Source organism: Pseudarthrobacter sp. L19 (assembly GCF_050859435.1).
Taxonomy (GTDB): domain Bacteria; phylum Actinomycetota; class Actinomycetes; order Actinomycetales; family Micrococcaceae; genus Arthrobacter.
In genome coordinates, this window is record NZ_CP193935.1 from 3,431,365 (window position 1) to 3,452,500 (window position 21,136).

General features: G+C 66.0%; 13 protein-coding genes, 3 rRNA genes and 2 pseudogenes (1 of these 18 cut by a window edge). 2 read left to right on the forward strand and 16 right to left on the reverse strand.

Going from position 1 to position 21,136, the window contains the following annotated elements:
* The first annotated feature begins 12 nt into the window (after positions 1-12).
* Positions 13-1,152 carry a bifunctional 2-methylcitrate synthase/citrate synthase gene (locus ACRQ5B_RS16380; protein WP_412882659.1) on the forward strand — a complete coding sequence of 380 codons (1,140 nt, stop codon included), beginning with the start codon at positions 13-15 and terminating at the stop codon, positions 1,150-1,152.
* Between the two features lie 92 nt (positions 1,153-1,244).
* On the opposite strand, the gene ACRQ5B_RS16385 is transcribed toward ACRQ5B_RS16380, so the two are convergent.
* From ACRQ5B_RS16385 to ACRQ5B_RS16435, 11 genes and pseudogenes are all read right to left on the reverse strand, one after another.
* Positions 1,245-1,763 (reverse strand): 8-oxo-dGTP diphosphatase, encoded by a 519-nt coding sequence (locus ACRQ5B_RS16385; RefSeq protein WP_432395705.1) that lies wholly within the window; start codon positions 1,761-1,763, stop codon positions 1,245-1,247.
* A 33-nt stretch (positions 1,764-1,796) separates the two neighbouring features.
* Entirely contained in the window at positions 1,797-2,609 is an 813-nt protein-coding gene (locus tag ACRQ5B_RS16390; RefSeq protein ID WP_432395708.1) for a hypothetical protein, read from the reverse strand.
* Positions 2,610-2,611: 2 nt separating this feature from the next.
* Complete coding sequence (locus ACRQ5B_RS16395; protein WP_432395711.1) at positions 2,612-3,115, reverse strand: RNA polymerase sigma factor; 504 nt, start codon at positions 3,113-3,115, stop codon at positions 2,612-2,614.
* A gap of 138 nt (positions 3,116-3,253) precedes the next feature.
* Positions 3,254-4,157: pseudogene (gene xerD / locus ACRQ5B_RS16400) on the reverse strand (site-specific tyrosine recombinase XerD).
* A gap of 154 nt (positions 4,158-4,311) precedes the next feature.
* Entirely contained in the window at positions 4,312-4,977 is a 666-nt protein-coding gene (locus tag ACRQ5B_RS16405; protein WP_432395713.1) for an NUDIX domain-containing protein, read from the reverse strand.
* 25 nt (positions 4,978-5,002) lie between these two features.
* The gene (locus tag ACRQ5B_RS16410; RefSeq protein WP_432395716.1) at positions 5,003-6,793 is read right to left on the reverse strand and encodes a CTP synthase; all 1,791 of its coding nucleotides are present in this window, start codon (positions 6,791-6,793) and stop codon (positions 5,003-5,005) included.
* Between the two features lie 63 nt (positions 6,794-6,856).
* Positions 6,857-8,596 (reverse strand): DNA repair protein RecN, encoded by a 1,740-nt coding sequence (gene recN / locus ACRQ5B_RS16415; protein WP_432395719.1) that lies wholly within the window; start codon positions 8,594-8,596, stop codon positions 6,857-6,859.
* Between the two features lie 3 nt (positions 8,597-8,599).
* Entirely contained in the window at positions 8,600-9,607 is a 1,008-nt protein-coding gene (locus ACRQ5B_RS16420) for an NAD kinase (protein ID WP_432395721.1), read from the reverse strand.
* Positions 9,608-9,651: 44 nt separating this feature from the next.
* Positions 9,652-10,457: pseudogene (locus tag ACRQ5B_RS16425) on the reverse strand (TlyA family RNA methyltransferase).
* A 254-nt stretch (positions 10,458-10,711) separates the two neighbouring features.
* Positions 10,712-11,704 carry an HAD-IIA family hydrolase gene (locus ACRQ5B_RS16430; protein WP_432395724.1) on the reverse strand — a complete coding sequence of 331 codons (993 nt, stop codon included), beginning with the start codon at positions 11,702-11,704 and terminating at the stop codon, positions 10,712-10,714.
* Positions 11,705-11,710: 6 nt separating this feature from the next.
* A complete protein-coding gene (locus tag ACRQ5B_RS16435) occupies positions 11,711-12,595 on the reverse strand; it encodes a hypothetical protein (protein ID WP_432395727.1) in 885 nt (294 codons plus the stop codon).
* 36 nt (positions 12,596-12,631) lie between these two features.
* Here ACRQ5B_RS16435 and ACRQ5B_RS16440 point away from each other — a divergent pair, with 36 nt between their 5' ends.
* A complete protein-coding gene (locus ACRQ5B_RS16440) occupies positions 12,632-13,735 on the forward strand; it encodes a hypothetical protein (RefSeq protein WP_432395730.1) in 1,104 nt (367 codons plus the stop codon).
* A gap of 74 nt (positions 13,736-13,809) precedes the next feature.
* On the opposite strand, the gene ACRQ5B_RS16445 is transcribed toward ACRQ5B_RS16440, so the two are convergent.
* The 5 genes from ACRQ5B_RS16445 to ACRQ5B_RS16465 all read right to left on the reverse strand — a co-directional run.
* Positions 13,810-14,232, reverse strand: coding sequence for a hypothetical protein (locus ACRQ5B_RS16445; protein WP_432395733.1), 423 nt, complete (start codon positions 14,230-14,232; stop codon positions 13,810-13,812).
* A gap of 193 nt (positions 14,233-14,425) precedes the next feature.
* On the reverse strand, positions 14,426-16,033 hold the full coding sequence (locus ACRQ5B_RS16450; RefSeq protein ID WP_432395735.1) for a hypothetical protein: 1,608 nt from the start codon (positions 16,031-16,033) through the stop codon (positions 14,426-14,428).
* 595 nt (positions 16,034-16,628) lie between these two features.
* Positions 16,629-16,745, reverse strand: a 5S ribosomal RNA gene (gene rrf / locus ACRQ5B_RS16455).
* A 223-nt stretch (positions 16,746-16,968) separates the two neighbouring features.
* Positions 16,969-20,093, reverse strand: a 23S ribosomal RNA gene (locus ACRQ5B_RS16460).
* A 577-nt stretch (positions 20,094-20,670) separates the two neighbouring features.
* Positions 20,671-21,136, reverse strand: a 16S ribosomal RNA gene (locus ACRQ5B_RS16465) (it continues 1,057 nt past the right edge of the window).
* The 16S, 23S and 5S rRNA genes sit together here, the layout of an rRNA operon.

A 21,136-nucleotide genomic window follows, 5' to 3' on the forward strand; every position in this document is an offset into this window, starting at 1 on the left:
AAGGAGTTCAGCATGGCTGACAACGAGATCAAAAAGGGCCTTGCCGGCGTCGTGGTGGACTACACCGCGGTGTCCAAGGTCAACCCGGAAACCAACTCGCTGCTGTACCGCGGCTACCCCGTCCAGGAGCTGGCCGCCAAGTGCAGCTTCGAGGAAGTGGCCTACCTGCTCTGGAACGGCGAGCTGCCGACCGACGGGCAGTTGGCGGAGTTCACCGCCAAGGAGCGCGCCGGACGTGCACTGGACCCGGTGCTGAAGACCGTCATCGACGCCCTCCCCGTCACGGCGCACCCGATGGATGTCTGCCGGACGGCGGCGTCGGTGCTGGGCGCCCGGCACCCGCTGGCGGAGGACTCCTCCCGGGAGGCCAACATGGCCAAGGCCGTGGACCTGTTCGCCGCGATGCCCGCTGTTGTGGCGTATGACCAGCGCCGGCGGCACGGGCAGGACGTCGTGGAGCCCCGCGACGACCTGGGCTACTCGGCCAACTTCCTCTGGATGGCGTTCGGCGAGGAGCCGGTCCAGGAAGTCGTCGAGGCGTTCAACGTCTCGATGATCCTGTACGCGGAGCACTCCTTCAACGCCTCGACCTTCACCGCCCGGGTGATCACCTCGACGCTCTCGGACCTGCACTCGGCCGTGACCGGGGCGATCGGTGCCCTCAAGGGACCGCTGCACGGCGGCGCCAACGAGGCCGTCATGCACACCTTCGACGAGATCGGCATCCGGCAGGAAGAGTCGCTCGAGGAAGCCGCCGCCCGGGCCAAGGCCTGGATGGAGGACGCCCTGGCCAAGAAGAAGAAGGTCATGGGCTTCGGCCACCGCGTCTACAAGCACGGTGACTCCCGCGTCCCGACCATGAAGGCGGCGCTGGACAAGATGATCGCCCACTACGGTCGGCCCGAGCTGCTGGGGCTGTACAACGGGCTGGAAACCGCCATGGACGAGGCCAAGGCCATCAAGCCGAACCTCGACTACCCGGCCGGACCGACCTACCACCTGATGGGCTTCGACACCCCGACGTTCACTCCCCTGTTCGTCGCCAGCCGGATCACCGGCTGGACGGCGCACATCATGGAGCAGCTCGACTCGAACTCCCTGATCCGCCCGCTGAGCGAGTACAACGGCGTGGAAGAACGGCACGTGCCGTAGATCCCGTCTTGCTTCCCCGCCTCAGGCGGTAAAGCGAACGCAGCGGCCCGGCCACCCCTTCGTGGGTGGCCGGGCCGCTGCGTTTGGTGGGGTTAGCGCTGGGCGCCGGTCCCCTGCGTACCCTTCCCTTGCTCATCGGGATAGCGGACGGACGCCACCGTTTCGTTGTCGTCATTCAGGACGACGACGACGTCGATCGTCTCGCCCGAGAGCGCCGGAGGCAGCCAGTGTTCGGCGTCCTGCCACATGCGTTCCAGGGGCAGATCCGTGGTGCTGAACCATTCCGGGGTGATCTCCCGGCTCTCTGCCGGTTCGCCGTGCCAGCGCCGGGTGGTGAAGAGCCGGCAGGACATGTTCCACTCGATGCGGGCGGGAAAGATGAACTCCACGAGGCCAGCGTGGCTGAGGTCGGCTTCGGCCACAACCAGTCCGGTTTCCTCGAAGACCTCCCGGACAACCGCCTGGGAGTCGGTCTCCCCGGGTTCGACGTGGCCGCCGATGCCGACTATCTTTCCCAGCCCGAACCCGGTCCGTTTCAGGCCCAGCAGCACCTCGGTCCCGTCGGGCGTGTCCCGGAGGGCGAAGCAGAGGGTCACCGGTGCGGCTGTCATGGTTTCAGCCTAGTAGCTGCTCTCCGGGCGCCTCTATTTGCCTGCCGGGCCTTCACCGACCAACTGCTGCCGCAGGTTCACCGGAATTCCCTTCTCGGCAAACTCCTTGTCCATGGCCTGCTGCGCCGTGAGCCCCTGGTTGTTCGTCGCCTGGAAGTCCCAGTCAAATACGCTCGACCAGACTTGCCGGTAGTCACAGAGGAAGCGCCCGTTCTGAAGCTTGGCGAGGTGGAACCAGACATTGCCGCCGTCGAGTTTCATGGCCATCGCCCCTTCCTCCGAGGTGGAGTAGGCGAGCCAGCCGTCGGCGCAGCCCAGCACGGTGTAGTACTGCTGCTGGTTGGCGGGCACGGGGATGATCGCCCGCTGTTGGTCGTTGCGTTGCTGGTCGACGTTGGCCATGGTGCAGGCCACGCCCCCGGTGCTGAGCGGCACGGACTGGCTGGGCGAGGGCTGCCCGGATTGCACGGGAGCGGACGACGGCGATGCTGACGGCGACGCCGGGGCCGGGGGCGGGGCGCTCTCACTGATCGTGATGTTCGGCCCGGCGGGTACCGGCTGCGCGGGTCCGGGGGCCGTCGGGAAGTTCCCGCCCACGAAGACGGCGCCCGCAACCGCGGCGGCGGCGAGGCCGGCGGCAGCCACGGTGGCAATCCTGGTGCGGCGTTTCCGGGTCCGCTCGCGGTGCCCTGGACTGCTCAGTGCCGAAGTGCCCCGGGCCCGGTGGGCCCGCGGCATGGTGACCACGTTCGGGTCCGTGGACGTCACCTCCGAGCGGAGGACCCCGCGGTCCGGGACCGTGACCGACGGCTTGATGTCCTTCATGAGCTGTTCGATGCGGTCCATGGCTAGTCTCTCCGTTCTGTCATCAGGTGGGCGGGGGCGGCATTCGCGAAGGCACGCCGGGCCCGGTGCAGCCGGACGCCGGCGGCCGATACCGAACAGCCGAGGGCTGCGGCCAGTTCGGCGCCGCTGAGATCCTCCCAGTAAGTCAGCATGAGGATTTCGCGGTCCTTGTCCCGGAGTTTCAACAGCACGGCGGCCACGACGGAGCGCTGGTCACCGGTGGCGGTGGCGTCCTCCGTGCGCGCCTCCTCGGCGAGGCGTTCGAAGAGTTCCTGCCGACGGCGACGGCCCTTGTATTCGTTGCCGAGGACGTTCCGGGCGGTTGCCAGAAGCCAGCCGACGCCGGGCGGTTCAGGCAACTGCTTCTCCCAGGCGATGCGGAAGACGTCCGCGGCGAGCTCCTCGGCCCGGTGGGCGTCGTTGATGCGGCGGGCAATGTAGCCGTAGACACGGGCGGCGTGCTGGTCATGCAGCTCAATGAATGCCTGCTCCTTCGCAGCCAACATGATGTTTCCCCCGAACAATCGATGACGTGGTTCTACCCAATCAGTGTCCCGGGGTGCCCGGATCCTTACACACGGGCGTGTCGAAGATCAGGAGAAGTGCCGCAACGTCTGGGGAACGCGCCGGGAGAGCGCCGGCGGCTAGCCCAGGGCGCGCGGGTGTGCGGCGGCGTAGATCTCGCGCAGCGTGTCGGCCGTGACCAGGGTGTAGACCTGCGTGGTGGTCACCGAGGCGTGCCCCAGCAGTTCCTGGACCACGCGGACGTCGGCGCCGCCCTCCAGCAGGTGGGTGGCGAAGGAGTGCCGGAGCGTGTGCGGGGAGACGTCCTTGGTGATGTTGGCCTTTTCGGCCGCCGTTTTCAGGATGGTCCAGGCGCTTTGGCGGCTGATCCGGCCGCCGCGGGCGTTGAGGAAAAGCGCGGGTGTGCCCTTGCCCTTGGCCGCGAGGAGCGGCCGTCCCCGGACCAGGTAGGCGTCGAGCGCGCGGGCGCCGTAGGACCCCAGCGGCACCAGCCGTTCCTTGGAGCCCTTGCCGAAGAGGCGCACGATCGCCGGCCCCCGCCGTCGTCCGGGGCAGTCCCGGCGAGGGCGATGTCGTCCACGTCCAGTCCGACTGCCTCGCTGATTCGGGCCCCGGTGGAGTAGAGGAATTCCAGCAACGCCCGGTCGCGCAGACCGGTGGCGGTGTCCGTGCCCGCCGCCTCCAGGATGCGGGTGACCTCGTCCACCGTGATGGCCTTGGGCAGCCGTTTGCCGGGCATCGGGGGTGGACGTCGCTGGCAGGGTCGGTCGGGGTAAGGCCCTCGAGGGCCCAGAACTTGTGCAGCCCCCGGACCGCGACGACGGTGCGGGCCGCGGACCGCACGCCCAGCACGGTCCCGCCGTCGGAGCCGTCGGAGAGGGCCCGGACGAAGGCGGTGACGTCCCGCCGGGTGATGTCCTCGGGGCGGTTGCGCCCGGCGGCGGCCAGGTGGCGGGCGTAGCGGGCGAGGTCCCGCCGGTACGCGGACAGCGTATTGGCGGCCAGTCCGCGCTCGACCCCCATGTGCTGCAGGTAGTCGGTGATGGCGCGGTCGACGTCGGTGGGCGGCCGGGCTGCACTGCCCCGGGGGCGTCCCTGGTGGCGGCCCCGGCTGCCGGTTCCGCCGGGTCGGTAGCGGAGGCAGTCCCCGCGGGAGGCTCAGCCGCCAGCAGGCCGGTCATCCGCGCTGGCTGGGGTGCGCCGGCCAGGGCGCGTCCGCGGGCCGAAGCCGCTCGAAGCCGTCGGCCTTGGCGGCGGCAGCGGCGAGGATGCCGACGACGGCGGACGGGTTGTGCAGGCGCCCCTCCAGCACCGCCGAGACGGCCGCATCCAGCGGCAGCCAGTGCAACTCGATCTCGGCTTCCTCGTCGGTGCGGACGTGCAGTTCGTGGCCGGGCACGTCACTCAGCCCGCGGGCCAGGTAGATCCTGATGGCCTCGCTGGAGGAGCCCGGCGAGTTGAAGAAGTCGGCCAGCACGTTCCATTCCGCGGCCACCAAATCGGCTTCCTCGGCGAGTTCCTCGGCGGCGCCCGCCACGAAGTCTTCGCCCTCGACGTCGAGCAGCCCGGCCGGGATCTCCCACAGCGCCATGCCCACCGGGTGCCGGTACTGCTTGATCAGGAGGATCTCGCCGTCGTCGTTCATCGGCAGCACGGCCACCGCGCCGGGGTGGTCGATGTAGTCCCGGGTCAGGGCGTCGCCGTCCTCGTTCAGCTGGAAGCTGTCGCTGACCACGTCCCAGATCCGGCCCTCGTAGACCTTCTCGGAGGACAAAAGACGGCGCGGGCTCGGCTCATCTGAAACCTGCCGTGCAGCATCATGGGTCTCAGACATTCCGGGCATCGCGCCGTCCTTTGAGTGGTTGGTGTTACTTAGCCTGCGCCGCGGCCTTTGCCGCCGGCTTGCCGTCCGTGGCCTTGCCGGCCTCGGCGGCCGGCTGAGCTGCATCCTGCTGGCCAGTCCCGTGCTGGTGGTCCAAGGCGGCCCGGACCAGGCCCGCGAACAGCGGGTGCGGGCGGGTCGGCCGGGAGCTCAGCTCCGGGTGGGCCTGGGTGGCGACGTAGTACGGGTGCACCTCGCGCGGAAGCTCCACGTACTCCACCAGCTTGCCATCCGGGGAGGTACCGGAGAAGACCAGGCCCTGCGCCGCGATCTGGTCGCGGTACTTGTTGTTGACCTCGTAGCGGTGCCGGTGGCGTTCGCTGACCGTGGTCTTTCCGTAGGTCTCGGCGACGACCGAGCCCTCGTCCAGCTTGGCCTCGTACAGGCCCAGGCGCATGGTGCCGCCCAGGTCGCCCTTGCCCTCGACGATGTCCAGCTGCTCTTCCATCGTGGCGATGACCGGGTACTTGGAGTCCGGCTCGAACTCGGAGGAGGAGGCGCCTTCGAGGCCGACGACATTGCGGGCGTATTCGATGACCATGCACTGCAGGCCCAGGCACAGGCCCAGCACCGGGAGCTTGGTTTCGCGGGCGAACTTCAGCGCGCCGAGCTTGCCCTCGAGGCCGCGGATGCCGAAGCCGCCGGGAACGCAGATGGCGTCGACGCCGGCCAGGGCCTTCTTGGCGCCTGCTTCGGTGTCGCACTCGTCCGAGGGGACCCAGCGGATCTTGACCTTGGTGTTGTTCGCGAAGCCGCCGGCGCGCAGCGCCTCGGTCACGGACAGGTAGGCGTCGGGGAGGTCGATGTACTTGCCGACCAGGGCGATCTCAACCTCGTGCTTGGGGTTGTGTACGGCCTCCAGCAGGGTGTCCCAGCTGGTCCAGTCGACGTCCTTGAACGGCAGGTCCAGCGCGCGGACGATGTAGGAGTCCAAGCCCTGGGAGTGCAGCGTCTTGGGGATGTCGTAGATGCTCGGGGCGTCCGGGCAGCCGATGACGGCGTCGAGGTCGACGTCGCACATCCGGCCGATCTTGTCGCGCATCGCCTGGGGAACCTCGCGGTCCGAGCGGATGACGATCGCCTCGGGCTGGATACCGATGGAGCGCAGCGCAGCCACGGAGTGCTGCGTCGGCTTGGTCTTCAGTTCCTGGGACGGTCCGATGTACGGGACCAGGGAGACGTGGAGGAAAAAGACGTTGTTCCGGCCGATGTCCTGGCGGACCTGGCGGGCGGACTCGAGGAACGGCTGGGACTCGATGTCGCCGACCGTGCCGCCGATCTCGGTGATGATGACGTCCGGGGCGTTCTTGCCCTCGGCGGGCAGCCGCATACGGCGCTTGATCTCGTCGGTGATGTGCGGGATGACCTGGACGGTGTCGCCAAGGTACTCGCCGCGGCGTTCCTTGGCGATCACGGTGGAGTAGACCTGGCCGGTCGTAACGTTGGCGGAACCCTCGAGGTTCTCATCGAGGAAGCGCTCGTAGTGCCCGACGTCGAGGTCGGTCTCGGCTCCGTCGTCGGTCACGAAAACTTCGCCGTGCTGGAAGGGGTTCATCGTGCCCGGATCCACATTCAGATAGGGATCGAGCTTTTGCATAGTTACAGACAAGCCGCGTGCCCGCAGGAGGTGGCCGAGGCTCGAAGCCGTCAGACCCTTTCCGAGCGAGGACGCCACACCGCCGGTGACGAAGATGTGTTTGGTCGTCTTGGACGAGCCCGGGAACCGGGAATTTACACGGGAATTTGATCGCTGCACCACGGAATTTGAGCCTATCATCAAATCGGTCTTCTGAGGGTCTGAATCGCGCCGCTGTGATGGTCATCCCAGCGGCGCGCGGGGTCACGCCTGCTGCGGCAGGAGCTTCGCGTCGTCGAGCAGTTCCTGGGCGTGGGCGCGGGCCGACTCCGAGTCTTCCTGGCCGGCCAGCATCCGCGCGAGTTCGCGGACGCGCTCGGACTCATCCAGGAGCTGCACGTCGCTGGAGGTGAAGCCGGTGGCGGTGGCGCCGTCGGATCCCCGGACGGAGGTCTTGGTGACACGGATGTGCTGGTTGGCGAAGGCCGCCACCTGGGGCAGGTGGGTGACCACCAGGACCTGGACGTGGCGGGCGAGCATGGCCAGCCGGCGGCCGATCTCGACGGCGGCACGGCCGCCTACCCCGGCGTCGACCTCGTCGAAGACGAAGGTGGGGACAGGGTCGACGGCGGCGAGCACCACCTCGATGGCCAGCATCACCCGGGAGAGTTCACCGCCCGAGGCGCCCTTGCCGAGCGGGCGGGCGGGGGCGCCGGAGTGCGGCTGAAGGAGGAACGCGATCTCGTCGGCGCCGTAGGGCCCGAGGCCGTCCCCGGCTTCGATATTGATCACCAGCGTGGCGTCGGCCATGGCCAGGGCGGTCAGCTCGGCACTGACGCGGGCGGCGAGGTCCTTGGCCGCCTTCTTGCGTGCCTTGCTGATCGCCGCGGCCTGCTTGGTCAGTTCCGCGTCGGAGCGGACAACGTCGGCCTCCAGGGCCTCGATCCGGGTCGAGTCGTCCTGCAGCTCGGTGAAGCGTTCCCGCGCCTGGTCGGCCCAGACCAGCACCTCGTCGATGCTCGGCGCGTATTTGCGCACCAGTGCGGCCAGGGCGGCGCGGCGGTCCTCGATCTGGGCGAGCCGTTCGGGGCCCTCAGTGTCGAGGCCGGCCTGGTAGCTGGCCAGCTCGCCGGCGATGTCGTTGAGCAGGAAGCCCACCTCGGCCAGCCGGGCGGCCGCCGAGCCGAGCTCAGCGTCGTGCTCGGCGACGTGTTCCAGGGTGCGCTTGGCGGCGTCCACCAGCGTGGTGGCGTCGGCTTCCTCGCCGAAGTCCTCGCTGATCAGGGCCTGGTGCGCGGTGCTCGCGGCGATCCGCAGCTCCTCGACGTTGGCGAGCTTGACCGCCTCGGCCTTGAGCGCCTCGTCCTCGCCGGGCTGCGGTTCCACGGCGTCAATCTCGGCCAGGGCGGCCTCCAGCGATTCGGCTTCGCGGAGCCGTTCCCGCGCCGCGTTGCGCAGCTCGTCCAGCTCGGCCTGGCTGCCCTTCCAGTGCGTGTAGAGCTGCTGGTACACGGCGAGCGTCTTGGCGAGCGGCTCCCCCGCGAACTTGTCCAGCGCCTCCCGCTGCGCCACGGCGCTCTTGAGCCGGATCTGGTCGGACTGTCCGTGGACCACCACCAGGGCGCCACCGATCTCGGCGAGCACCCCCACGGGGGCGGTCCGGCCGCCCAGGTAGGCGCGGCTGCGCCCGTCGGCACCGACGCTGCGGGCTAGGAGCAGCTCGGCGCCGCCGTCGAACTCCTCGACCTCGGCGCCGGCCTCACGGGCGCGTTCGACGGCGGCGTGGCCGGCGTCGAGCTTGAGGACTGCCTCGGCGGAGGCGCTCTTGGCGCCGCTGCGCACGGCTCCGGCGTCGGACCGGGCACCGAGGAGCAGTCCGACGGCGGTGACGACCATGGTCTTGCCGGCACCGGTCTCGCCGGTCACCACGCTCAGGCCGGGGCCGAGCGGGAGGGTGGCGTCCGTGATGACACCGAGATCGCGGATTCGCAGTTCTTCAAGCATGGGTCACTTCGCAGTCGGGGGATCGGCGGGATCGGTGGGGTCGGGCAGCGGCATCGGCCGGGGCGTGCGCACCACGGGCATCGGCCCGGTGGGGACGGCGTCCGGTTGCGGCACCGGGCCGCGCCAGCCCTGGATGGGGAGCTCGAACTTCCTGACCAGGCGGCCGGAGAACGGGGTCTGGTGGGTGCGTGCCAGCCGGACCGGGGTGGCGGAACGGGTGACCTCCACGCGCGCTCCCGGCGGCAAGTCCACGGACCGGCGTCCGTCGCACCAGAGCACGCCCTGGGCGTCCGTCCGGCCGAGGATCTCGACGGCCAGCCGGGAGCGCGGCGAGACCACCAGCGGCTTGGCAAAGAGGGCGTGGGCGCTGATCGGGACGATCACCAGGGCCTCCACCTCCGGCCACACCACGGGGCCGCCGGCGGAGAAGGCGTAGGCGGTGGAACCGGTGGGCGTGGCGAGAACGACGCCGTCGCAGCCGAAGGACGTCAGGGGGCGTTCGTCCACCTCGGTGACCACCTCCAGCATCCGCTCGCGGTTGCCCTTCTCGATCGCCGCCTCGTTCAGCGCCCAGGTGTGCCAGATCTTCTGGCCCCGGACCCACACCTGGACGTCGATCGTCATCCGCTCCTCCACCGTGTACTGTCGGCTGGCGATCCAGTCAACGGTCTGGGCGAGGTCTGCGCGCTCACTCTCGGCCAGGAAGCCCACGTGCCCGAGGTTCACGCCCAGCATCGGCACATCCACCTCGCGCACCAGTTCCGCGGCACGCAGGATGGTCCCGTCACCGCCGAGCACCATGACGAGTTCGACGTCGTGCAGCTTCACATGGTCGTGCAGGACCTCCACGGGCTGGTCCAGCCGGCCGTAGAAACGCACCATGTCGCCGAGTTCGGACTTCTGCATCACGGGCACGATGCCTGCGGCGTGCAGCATGGCGCACGCGTCCCAGGCGGCCTTGAGGGAGTCCTCGCGGCCGGTGTGGGCAAGGATGAGGACACGCCTGCTCATCAGGTTCCGCCTTCTACTGCTTCGATTGCTGCATGGGCTGCTGGTTAGGTCCAGATGGTTCCAAGGAGCGCGGCCAGGGCCGCGTCCCGCTCTTCGATCTTAGGCAGGTCCACCCGGATCGCGCGTTTTATCCACAGGAAGTACTCGACGTTTCCGTCCTGCCCGGGCAGGGGGCTCTGCGCCAGCCCGGCCAGTTCCAGTCCGGCGTCCAGGGCCGCGGCGGCCACCTTTTCGACGGCGAGGCGGCGCTCCCGCTCGGAGGTGACGACGCCGGTGCGGCCCAGCCGGTCCTTGCCGATCTCGAACTGCGGTTTGACCATCAGGACCAGGTCCCCGCCGGGTTCGGTGCAGGCGGCCAGCGGCCCAACCACCAGGGTCAGGGAGATGAAGGACAGGTCCGCGACGGTGAGCGCGGCCGGCCCTCCGATGGTCTCCGGGGTCATGTACCGGACGTTCATGCCCTCGTGCACGGAGACCCGCGGGTCGTTGCGGATCTGCGGGACCAACTGGTCGTGGCCGACGTCGACCGCCACCACGTGCGCCGCGCCACGGCGCAGCAGCACCTCGGTGAAGCCCCCGTGGAGGCCCCGGCGTCGAGGCAGCGCTTCCCGTCGACGGCGACGGCAGGGAAGGCGTCGAGGGCGCCGGCGAGCTTGTGCGCGGCGCGGCTGACGTAGTCGTCCCCCGGTGTGGCGGCGACGTCCAGGCCTGTCGCGTCATCCACCTGCTGCGAGGCCTTGGCCAGGACAGTGCCCGCCGAACTGACTTTGCCGTCCGCGATCAGCCGGGCGGCGTGGGTCCGGGAGCGGGCGAGTCCGCGGCTGACCAGCGCCTGATCCAGACGGGTCATGCGCGGGCCTCCCCGTCACGTCCTCATTCAGGGCTTCGGCCAGCGCGTCGTGAAGGGCCGCGTAGACGTCGCCGTGGTCGGCTACCGGCAGGTGCGCGAGGGTGTCCAGAGGTTCGAGCAGCGCATCGACGGCGGGGTCGGCGGCCAGCGGTGTGTCCGCGCGCTCGGGCCAGTCCGGGCGGGTGTCACCGTCGCCGGGTGCGCCCGCGGGTGCGGGCTCGGCGGGGCGGGGCGATTCGATCATGCCTTCCAGTCTAGTGACCGGCCCAGTGCAGCTCCGGCGCCTGGGCGGTGGCGGCCTCCGGGGTGGCGGCCCACCAGGCGGCGCAGCCGGCGCGCCAAGCATCGAGGTCCGCGGGGTCCCCCGTGATGCGAAGGACCGCGCCGTCCACGACGGCGGTGGCGGCGCCGCAGCGGAAGCCGGCCCCGCCGTCGTGCTCGATATCCGGGTAGGGCTGGAAGAGTCCGTTGAGGTCGTCTATCAGGTAGCCGGGGCGTTCGGCGGCCCGGGCGGCGAGGATGCTCTCGCGGGTGTCGACGCCGGTCAGCACCGCCACCGTGGCGAATCCGGCGTTGTTGCCACCGAGGATGTCGGTGTCCAGGCGGTCGCCGACCACCAGGGGACGATCCGCGGCGAGCCGCTTGGCGGCGGTGTGGAAGAGCGGCGCCTCGGGTTTGCCCGCGACCAGCGGCGTGCTGCCGGTGGCGGAGGCGACGGCGGCCACGAGGGTGCCGTTGCCGGGGGCGATGCCGCGGGCCTGCGGGATCGACAGGTCCGTGTTGGTCGCCACCCAGAGGGCGCCGGCGGCGACGACATAGGCCGCCTCGGCCAGGTCCTTCCAGCCCAGGTCCGGGTGGAAGCCCTGGACGACGGCCACGGGCTCGTCGGCCTGGCTGCGGACAGGCACGAGGCCCGCGAGTTCGATCTCGCGGGCCAGGGCGGGACCACCGGTGATGAGGACGCGGGAACCCGGGGGCAGCTTGGCGGCCAGCAGTTCACCGGCGGCCTGCGAGGAACTGACTACCTGCTCATCCTCGGCGGGCGCGCCCAGTTCACGCAGGTGGGCGGCGACTTCGGCGGGGCTGCGGGACGCGTTGTTCGTCACGTAGCCGAGCCCGACGCCAATCCCCGCCAGCCGTCCCAACGCCTCGACGGCACCGGGGATGGCGTGCGGTCCCGCGTAGACGACCCCGTCGAGGTCGGAAAGGAGCGCGTCGAAGCGCGAGATCAGCCAGTCCTGGTCCATCAGGGCCTAGTCCTCCGTGTGGTCCCGGTTGCCGGCCTGGTCCTCGTGGCCAGTGTTGTCGTCGTGGCCGGGCAGCTCGTCGGCTTCTACCGAATCCTCGTCGGATTCGGCGTCGTCGGACTCGAAGAAGCCGGCTTCCTCGTCGTCGGAACCGGCGTCGACGTCGTCGGCCTGGCCTTCGGTGTTCCCCGGCAGCCCGGCAACCGCGGCGGCGCTGGCGGCCCGCGGAGCCTCGTCAGCGGTGATTCCCGCCTGGCGGTCCGCCTGCTCCTTCAGGAGGCGACGGCGGCGCTGTTCCTCGCGGGCTTCTTCTTCCTCGTCCCAGCCGAGGTCGATGATGTCGGGTTCCTCGTCGACGCCGAGGCCCAGGGCGTTCTCGGCCACGACGGCCTGGCGCTGCCATTTGGCGGCCTCGGTTTCGCGGCCCACGGCGGTCAGCGCGTCCGCGTAGGCGCGGAACAGGCGGGGGCTGTAGGAGAAGGCGCGGTTGATGTCCAGCTGCGGGATCTCCAGCTCGGAGACGGCGGCATCCAGCTGGCCGAGGTCGGTCCGGGCGCCGGCGGCCACGATGGCCAGCTCCACCTTGCCGGGGGCGTCCAGGTCCTTGGCTTCCTCCGAGCGGGCCATGTCGAGGGCCCGGTCCGGGCGGCCCAGGCCGCGTTCGCAGTCGGCCATGACGGGCAGATGGGTGTTGGAGCCGCTGATCCGCCGGTAGGTGCGGAACTCGCGCAGGGCTTCGCCGTAGTGTCCGGCGGAGTATGCGGTGAGGCCCACGGCTTCGCGGACGGCGGCGAGGCGGCCGCCGCGGCGGCTGGCCGCGAGGGCGTGCTGGAAGGCCAGCTCGGGCTCGTCGTCGATCAGGCGGCCGGCCATGACCAGGTGTCGGGCCACCCAGGTCGCGCTGTTGTCCTCAAGGGTCTTAATCTGGTGCTGCGTGGCGCGGTCCAGTTCCTTGCCCGTGACGTCCTCGTCGATTTCGGGCGAACGGTCCCGGTCGGGGCGGTTGGCGCTGCGCAGGTCGGCGGCGTTGGGCTGGCGAACCGGACGGTCCTCCGCCCGGTCACGACCAAACTGGCGCGGCCCGGAGTCGCCGCGGTCGAAGCTGCGGGCAGGACGGTCCTCGCGGTCGCCAAAGGGCTTGCGGTTGTCTCCGCCGGAGAAGGGCTTCCGGTCGCGGTCGCCACCGAAGCTGCGGCGCTCACCGTCACGGGCCGGGCGGTCACCGAACGGCTTACGGTCGCGATCGCCACCGAAACTGCGGCGCTCACCATCACGGGCCGGACGATCACCGAACGGCTTACGATCGCGGTCCCCACCGAAACTGCGGCGCTCACCATCACGGGCCGGACGATCACCAAAGGGCTTGCGGTCACGATCGCCACCGAAACTGCGGCGCTCACCATCACGGGCCGGACGATCACCAAAGGGCTTGCGGTCGCGATCGCCACCGAAACTGCGGCGCTCACCATCACGGGCCGGACGATCACCAAAGGGCTTGCGGTCACGATCGCCACCGAAGCTACGGCGCTCACCATCACGAGCCGGACGGTCTCCGTAAGGCTTCCGATCACGGTCGCGGTCGCGGTCGCCAAAGCTACGGCGCTCACCATCACGAGCCGGACGATCACCGAAAGGCTTACGATCACGGTCGCGGTCGCGGTCGCCAAAGCTACGGCGCTCACCATCACGAGCCGGACGATCACCGAAAGGCTTACGATCGTTCCCACCCGAGAAGGGCTTGCGGTCACGATCGCCGAACGGCTTCCGGTCGCGGTCACCGTCAAAGTTGCGGCGCTCACCGTCGCGGGCCGGGCGGTCACCGTACGGCTTACGGTCACGATCGTCCCGGCCGCGGAAGCCGCGGGGGTCGCCGCCGGAGTTGTTGGTCCGGCGGAACCCGTCGGAGTTCCGTCCCTCGCCGAAGTTGCTGCGGCCGTTTCCGCCGCGGTTCCCGTCGTTGTGCTCAGCCATGCTGGGTTCCTGTCCGAGGCAGCCGCTCTCTCGACACAGCCGCACCACTCTAATCACTAATTGTTGTTCGACTCACCGCAGACTAGGTCACGCGATCGTCGCAAGTCCCATCCATTCTATTGCAGTAGAGCGGGTCAGATTTTTGCCTTACTCATGATTTGTTCCACAACGCGGCGCCCCTGATCTCGGTCCCAGGCCTGGACGTCGTTCGGCCGCGCAATGACCAGACGGTACGCTGCCCTCGCCGACTGAACTGTGAGACTGAATTCACTTGACCCCGACAGTCGAACAATCGAGTACTGCGCGCGCTCACCCAGCCCGGCCACGTCATCAGCCCCAGTCACTGGCCCGAATTCCTCGATGGACGGTTTGGTCCCGTTAGTGGACCGCAGCACTTCGACGATGATGGCATTCGTGGTGACGCCGCTCGCGTCCAATGGGTAAACGCAAGTGTCCCGTTCCCGGCCGCCGTCGAGCTGTACACCGGAGGGTTCGGCGGCGAGCATGGACTGTCCGGAAGTCCCCAGGGCCGCCTTGAGATCGTCAACGGCGAGCACATCGCAGGCCTGGGTCTTACCCGACGGGACGATGGACGGAGTTGCCCGGGCGGCGGTAGTGGATTCGGTTGTCGCCTGAGAGCCCGCAGAAGTGGGTGAAGGTGCCACGGAGGACGAGGACGTGCAGGCGCTTATCCCCGTGGCGAGCACCGAGGAAAGTATCAAGGCACCGACCTTTCGGGCCGTTCCCTTTCTAGTTGAAGACATCCCCACCGACCCCCATGACGATGCGGTCGCCGGGGACAGCCGACTGGATGAAGCGCGTGACATCACTTTCCAGGAGAGAGATGCAACCCCACGTGGGCACGCGGTTGGCGTGGAGGAAAATAGCGAATCCAGCATTCATCACGATGGGCGAGTCCGGTGGGCGGTTGTAGTTGATGACCACTCCCTGCCTGTAGTCGTGGGACGGCCGTGTCGCGTAGTACCACATGTTCTCGTCCGGGAAGACGTCAGCGCTCGACTCGAAGTACTTGTTGTAGTTGCCGTTGAGCCTGCCACCCCACCGCGAGTAGGAGTTCAGATTGATGTAGTTGAGTGCGGTCCCGGGGTTCCCCAGGCCGAAGGCGTCCGTCACCGTGAAGGAGCCGGTGGGTGAGTACTTGTTAATGGTGGGGCCCGTGGCCACGCCCGCCCAGGCAAAGCCGCTCTCCCCCGCGTAGCCCGGAACGTTCCATTCGAGCTGGTAGCCATTGTTGCCCTTCAAGCACGTAGCAAAGGTCACCGACGTCGCGACATACCTTTCAGCGACGGCGAAAGATACCCGGCTCGCTCCTGCGGTGCCGTACTTGAGGGCACCCGTGTTGAGAGCCTGGCAATAGCCGACCGGGTTCAAATGGAACATGACCCAGCCCGAGGGCTCCCAGTCCAGCCACCCCCATTGGTAGTACTGCCGGCATCCGGTACTGCTGCAGTACTCGGGTGAGCTCGGGTAGCCGAGGGAGCTTGCACCCTTGCCGCGCTTGACGAACTCATTACGGATGGCACCGCTGGTCGGCTGCGCGCCAGTTCCCGGCGACCAGTAGAAAGTAGCCCGCTGGAACTCCTGGGCGCAGCCGCCTCCGGCGAGGCCACAGGTTTCCCGGCCAATGGGGTAGCCCATCCAGCTGTTCTCATAGCCATATTCGGCCCAGCGCGTGCGGATTGCGCCCCACGTAGGATGCGCCCCGGAGGACGGTGACCACATCATGGTCCCGCGTTCGAAATTCTGGAAACACCCCGAAGCCGTCAGGCCGCAGATTTCCCTGTTCGTGGGATAACCCAGGCCACCATCCTGCGCGCCAAGTTCGAGCCAGCGAAGACCGATGCTCCCTCCGACGTCCCAGGCACCGGCTGAGGCAGTCCAAGCGATAGATCCCCGTTCGAAGGCCTGAACGCAGCCGCCGCCCGCCAAACCGCAGACAAGCTGTCCTGCGGGATAGCCGAGCCTTCCGCTCACCCCGCCGACCTGAATCCACCGTTGTCCGATACCGCCACCAGTTGGGTAGGCGCCCGTCCGCGGCGACCAATACATCGTTCCAGACCGGAAGTCCTGGGCGCAGCCGGCACCGGCCAGCCCGCATTTTTCAGGCGACACGGGGTACCCAAGCCACGAAGATTCGGCGCCAAGGGCGGTCCACTGGCGTCCAATGGCGCCGTTCCACACGGGGACGGCACCGGTTCCGGCGCTCCAGTAGATGGATCCGTTCGTGAAGTCACGCTTGCATCCGTCCAGGACCAGACCACACACGGCGGGCGCAAGCGCGGCTCCGTAGGGACCGGATGCCCCGCCCAGGGCTACCCAGGCATCGTTGATAGCCACGGCGCCCGGCGCTTCGGCTGCGGCGGCCTGGCTATTCCGTGATTCGCCGGTTGCTGGAGCCGGCGCCGAGGGGGAAGCAGATTCGGTGGGCGCCGGGGTTACCACTGGCGCAGTTGCCTTCGCAGAAACCGTAGGGGCCGGAGCCGGAGCTGTCGATCCCTGAACGGGGTCAGGGGTATCAGTCGGGCTGGGCGTCGGCGTTGAAGGCGACGTCGTCTCAACTGCCGGGCCGGGGACAGGCGGTGCGGTGGTCGCCTGTGCCGGCGACACCGCAGTTACAACCAAAGCGGCGGCTAACATGACGGCAGCGCCGGACCGCACGACGGATGTGATCAAAGATTCCCCCAAGTATGAATGCTGAACGCATTTTTCAGATATCGATGCGGAGATTGGACCCGGGTGATCGAATCAGTCATTGATATCCACGCCCTAAGCTACCCCACCGCTCCGCCGAGTCGAGGCAAAGGGGGAACCTTTACCGTTTTGTTCCCTGATTGTTGCGGTGGCGCTCGTGCGCATGATCGCAAGCCCAGCAAGGCTGGTTAAAGTGGGAGAGCCTCCAACCTGGTGGTTGGAGGCTCTCGACCTAATGGTTGTCCGGCGGTGACCTACTCTCCCACACCCTCCCGGGTGCAGTACCATCGGCGCTGTGGGTCTTAGCTTCCGGGTTCGGAATGGGACCGGGCGTTTCCCCCACGCTATGACCGCCGTAACCCTGTTACCCGGACCGAACCCCTGCGGGGTTGGCGGGAAATCTATTGTGGTTACAACTCTGCTTTTCAGGGCAGTGTGGTGTTGTATTCAATTATCGTTTGGTTCCGTGCAACACAACCCGGTGGTGGGTTTGTTGGTTGGGAACCACATAGTGGACGCAAGCAGTCTTGTTCTTCATACCCACCCCGCGGTGTTCCAGTCGATGCTGGCGGGGGTGGTGTGTGGTGTAAGTTATCGGCCTATTAGTACCGGTCAGCTTCACGAGTCTTTAGTCCTCGCTTCCACATCCGGCCTATCAACCCAGTGGTCTGGCTGGGGGCCTCTCACACACAAGGTGTATGGAAATCTCATCTTGAAGCGAGCTTCCCGCTTAGATGCTTTCAGCGGTTATCCCATCCGAACGTAGCTAATCAGCGGTGCACTTGGCAGTACAACTGACACACCAGAGGTTCGTCCGTCCCGGTCCTCTCGTACTAAGGACAGCCCTTCTCAAATTTCCTGCGCGCGCAGCGGATAGGGACCGAACTGTCTCACGACGTTCTAAACCCAGCTCGCGTACCGCTTTAATGGGCGAACAGCCCAACCCTTGGGACCTACTCCAGCCCCAGGATGCGACGAGCCGACATCGAGGTGCCAAACCATGCCGTCGATATGGACTCTTGGGCAAGATCAGCCTGTTATCCCCGAGGTACCTTTTATCCGTTGAGCGACGGCCATTCCACAATGTACCGCCGGATCACTAGTCCCGACTTTCGTCCCTGCTCGAGATGTCTCTCTCACAGTCAAGCTCCCTTGTGCACTTACACTCGACACCTGATTGCCAACCAGGCTGAGGGAACCTTTGGGCGCCTCCGTTACTTTTTAGGAGGCAACCGCCCCAGTTAAACTACCCATCAGGCACTGTCCCTGACCCGGATTACGGGCCGAAGTTAGATGTCCAAAGTGACCAGAGTGGTATTTCAACGATGACTCCACCCGAACTGGCGTCCGGGCTTCAACGTCTCCCACCTATCCTACACAAGCCACTCCGAACACCAATACCAAACTATAGTAAAGGTCTCGGGGTCTTTCCGTCCTGCTGCGCGTAACGAGCATCTTTACTCGTACTGCAATTTCGCCGAGTTTATGGTTGAGACAGCGGGGAAGTCGTTACTCCATTCGTGCAGGTCGGAACTTACCCGACAAGGAATTTCGCTACCTTAGGATGGTTATAGTTACCACCGCCGTTTACTGGGGCTTAAATTCTCAGCTTCGCCTTGCGGCTAACCGGTCCTCTTAACCTTCCAGCACCGGGCAGGAGTCAGTCCGTATACATCGTCTTGCGACTTCGCACGGACCTGTGTTTTTAGTAAACAGTCGCTTCCCCCTGGTCTCTGCGGCCCCGCCACGCTCCGGACAGCAAGTGTCCATCACGATAGGGGCCCCCCTTCTCCCGAAGTTACGGGGGCATTTTGCCGAGTTCCTTAACCATAATTCTCTCGATCGCCTTAGTATTCTCTACCTGATCACCTGTGTCGGTTTGGGGTACGGGCGGCTAAAACCTCGCGTCGATGCTTTTCTCGGCAGCATAGGATCACCGGATCCCCCCATACGGGGGTCCCATCGGGTCTCAGGCATCATGAACAGCGGATTTGCCTACCGTTCGCCCTACATCCTTAGACCGGGGCAACCATCGCCCGGCCCGGCTACCTTCCTGCGTCACACCTGTTAATACGCTTGCCTCCCAGGATCAGGTCCCGCGCTCCACCAAAACCCTCACACCACAAGGGTGATCGGGCAGGTCTCGGGCGGTTAGTATCCCCTGTTCAACATGGGCGGTTTTTCGCCGGTACGGGAATATCAACCCGTTGTCCATCGACTACGCCTGTCGGCCTCGCCTTAGGTCCCGACTTACCCAGGGCAGATTAGCTTGACCCTGGAACCCTTGATCATTCGGCGGACGGGTTTCTCACCCGTCTTTCGCTACTCATGCCTGCATTCTCACTCGTGTAGGCTCCACCGCTGGTTTACACCGCGACTTCACTGCCCACACGACGCTCCCCTACCCATCCAGACGCCTGAACCACAAGGGCTTAGCAAAAATCTGAATGCCACAACTTCGGCGGTGTACTTGAGCCCCGCTACATTGTCGGCGCGGAATCACTTGACCAGTGAGCTATTACGCACTCTTTTAAGGATGGCTGCTTCTAAGCCAACCTCCTGGTTGTCTTCGCAACTCCACATCCTTTCCCACTTAGCACACGCTTAGGGGCCTTAGTTGGTGGTCTGGGCTGTTTCCCTCTCGACTATGAAGCTTATCCCCCACAGTCTCACTGCTGCGCTCTCACTTACCGGCATTCGGAGTTTGGCTGACGTCAGTAACCTTGTAGGGCCCATTAGCCATCCAGTAGCTCTACCTCCGATAAGAAACACGCAACGCTGCACCTAAATGCATTTCGGGGAGAACCAGCTATCACGAAGTTTGATTGGCCTTTCACCCCTACCCACAGCTCATCCCCTCCATTTTCAACTGAAGTGGGTTCGGTCCTCCACGACGTCTTACCGTCGCTTCAACCTGGCCATGGGTAGATCACTTCGCTTCGGGTCTAGATCACGCCACTGCAACGCCCTATTCAGACTCGCTTTCGCTACGGCTTCCCCACACGGGTTAACCTCGCGACGTAACACTAACTCGCAGGCTCATTCTTCAAAAGGCACGCCGTCACAACTACAAGGCTGCTCCGACGGATTGTAAGCACACGGTTTCAGGTACTGTTTCACTCCCCTCCCGGGGTACTTTTCACCTTTCCCTCACGGTACTGGTCCGCTATCGGTCATTAGGGAGTATTTAGGCTTATCAGGTGGTCCTGACAGATTCGCACGGGATTTCTCGGGCCCCGTGCTACTTGGGATACTCTCCAGGCGGCGTAAAAACATTTCGGTTACGGGGCTCACACCCTCTCTGGCCGGCCTTTCAAGACCGTTCACCTATGCCCACGCTCTCACCCCACTGTCCCGGCAGAGACAGAACGGAAAGTCCCACAACCCCGACCATGCAACGCCCGCCGGCTATCACACATGGAACGGTTTAGCCTGATCCGCGTTCGCTCGCCACTACTAACGGAATCACTATTGTTTTCTCTTCCTGCGGGTACTGAGATGTTTCACTTCCCCGCGTTCCCTCCACGCACCCTATGTGTTCAGATGCGGGTCACCAGGCAACTCGCGCCCCTGGCGGGGTTTCCCCATTCGGACACCCTGGGATCACAGTCCGGTTATCGACTCCCCCAGGCTTATCGCAGATTCCTACGTCCTTCTTCGGCTCCTAATGCCAAGGCATCCACCGTGTGCTCTTAAAAACTTGACCACAAAAGATCAAGGAGTAATTTCGAGAGAACCACAGAAACCAACCACACCACAACAACACCACCCCGAAGGGTGACACCATCGAGCGCAGCCAGATCCAGGTTCATATTCTTGGAAATTGCTTCTTATAAAAGATGCTCGCGTCCACTATGTAGTTCTCAAACAACAACCCCGTACCACACACCCCACACACCAACCCCCCAGCCCGAAAGCAGAAGGTCGACAGCGTCGCAGGGCGTCGCAGCCAGGAAACCAGAAACACACAAGCCCCACACCCCGCACCCAACCCCCACAAACGAGGGACAGACACAGAACATGGTCCTGTTGTCTCAGGACCCAACAGTGTGCCAAACACTACCCACCAGGAATCCCACCGAAGCGTTCCAGGAACACCCACCCCCCAAGAGAGGATGCGTCTTCCGTACTAACCACCGGCAAAAACCCGACAGGCACCTATTCGTTGATATTCCACCCATGAGCACCCGCCGCAGAACTTGCGTCTGCGCAACGGGCCTACTCCTGACAACACCACCACACAAACCATGCGGCCTGGCGGGGTTGTTGTAGGCGCTCCTTAGAAAGGAGGTGATCCAGCCGCACCTTCCGGTACGGCTACCTTGTTACGACTTAGTCCCAATCGCCAGTCCCACCTTCGACAGCTCCCTCCCACAAGGGGTTAGGCCACCGGCTTCGGGTGTTACCAACTTTCGTGACTTGACGGGCGGTGTGTACAAGGCCCGGGAACGTATTCACCGCAGCGTTGCTGATCTGCGATTACTAGCGACTCCGACTTCATGGGGTCGAGTTGCAGACCCCAATCCGAACTGAGACCGGCTTTTTGGGATTAGCTCCACCTCACAGTATCGCAACCCTTTGTACCGGCCATTGTAGCATGCGTGAAGCCCAAGACATAAGGGGCATGATGATTTGACGTCGTCCCCACCTTCCTCCGAGTTGACCCCGGCAGTCTCCCATGAGTCCCCGCCATAACGCGCTGGCAACATGGAACGAGGGTTGCGCTCGTTGCGGGACTTAACCCAACAT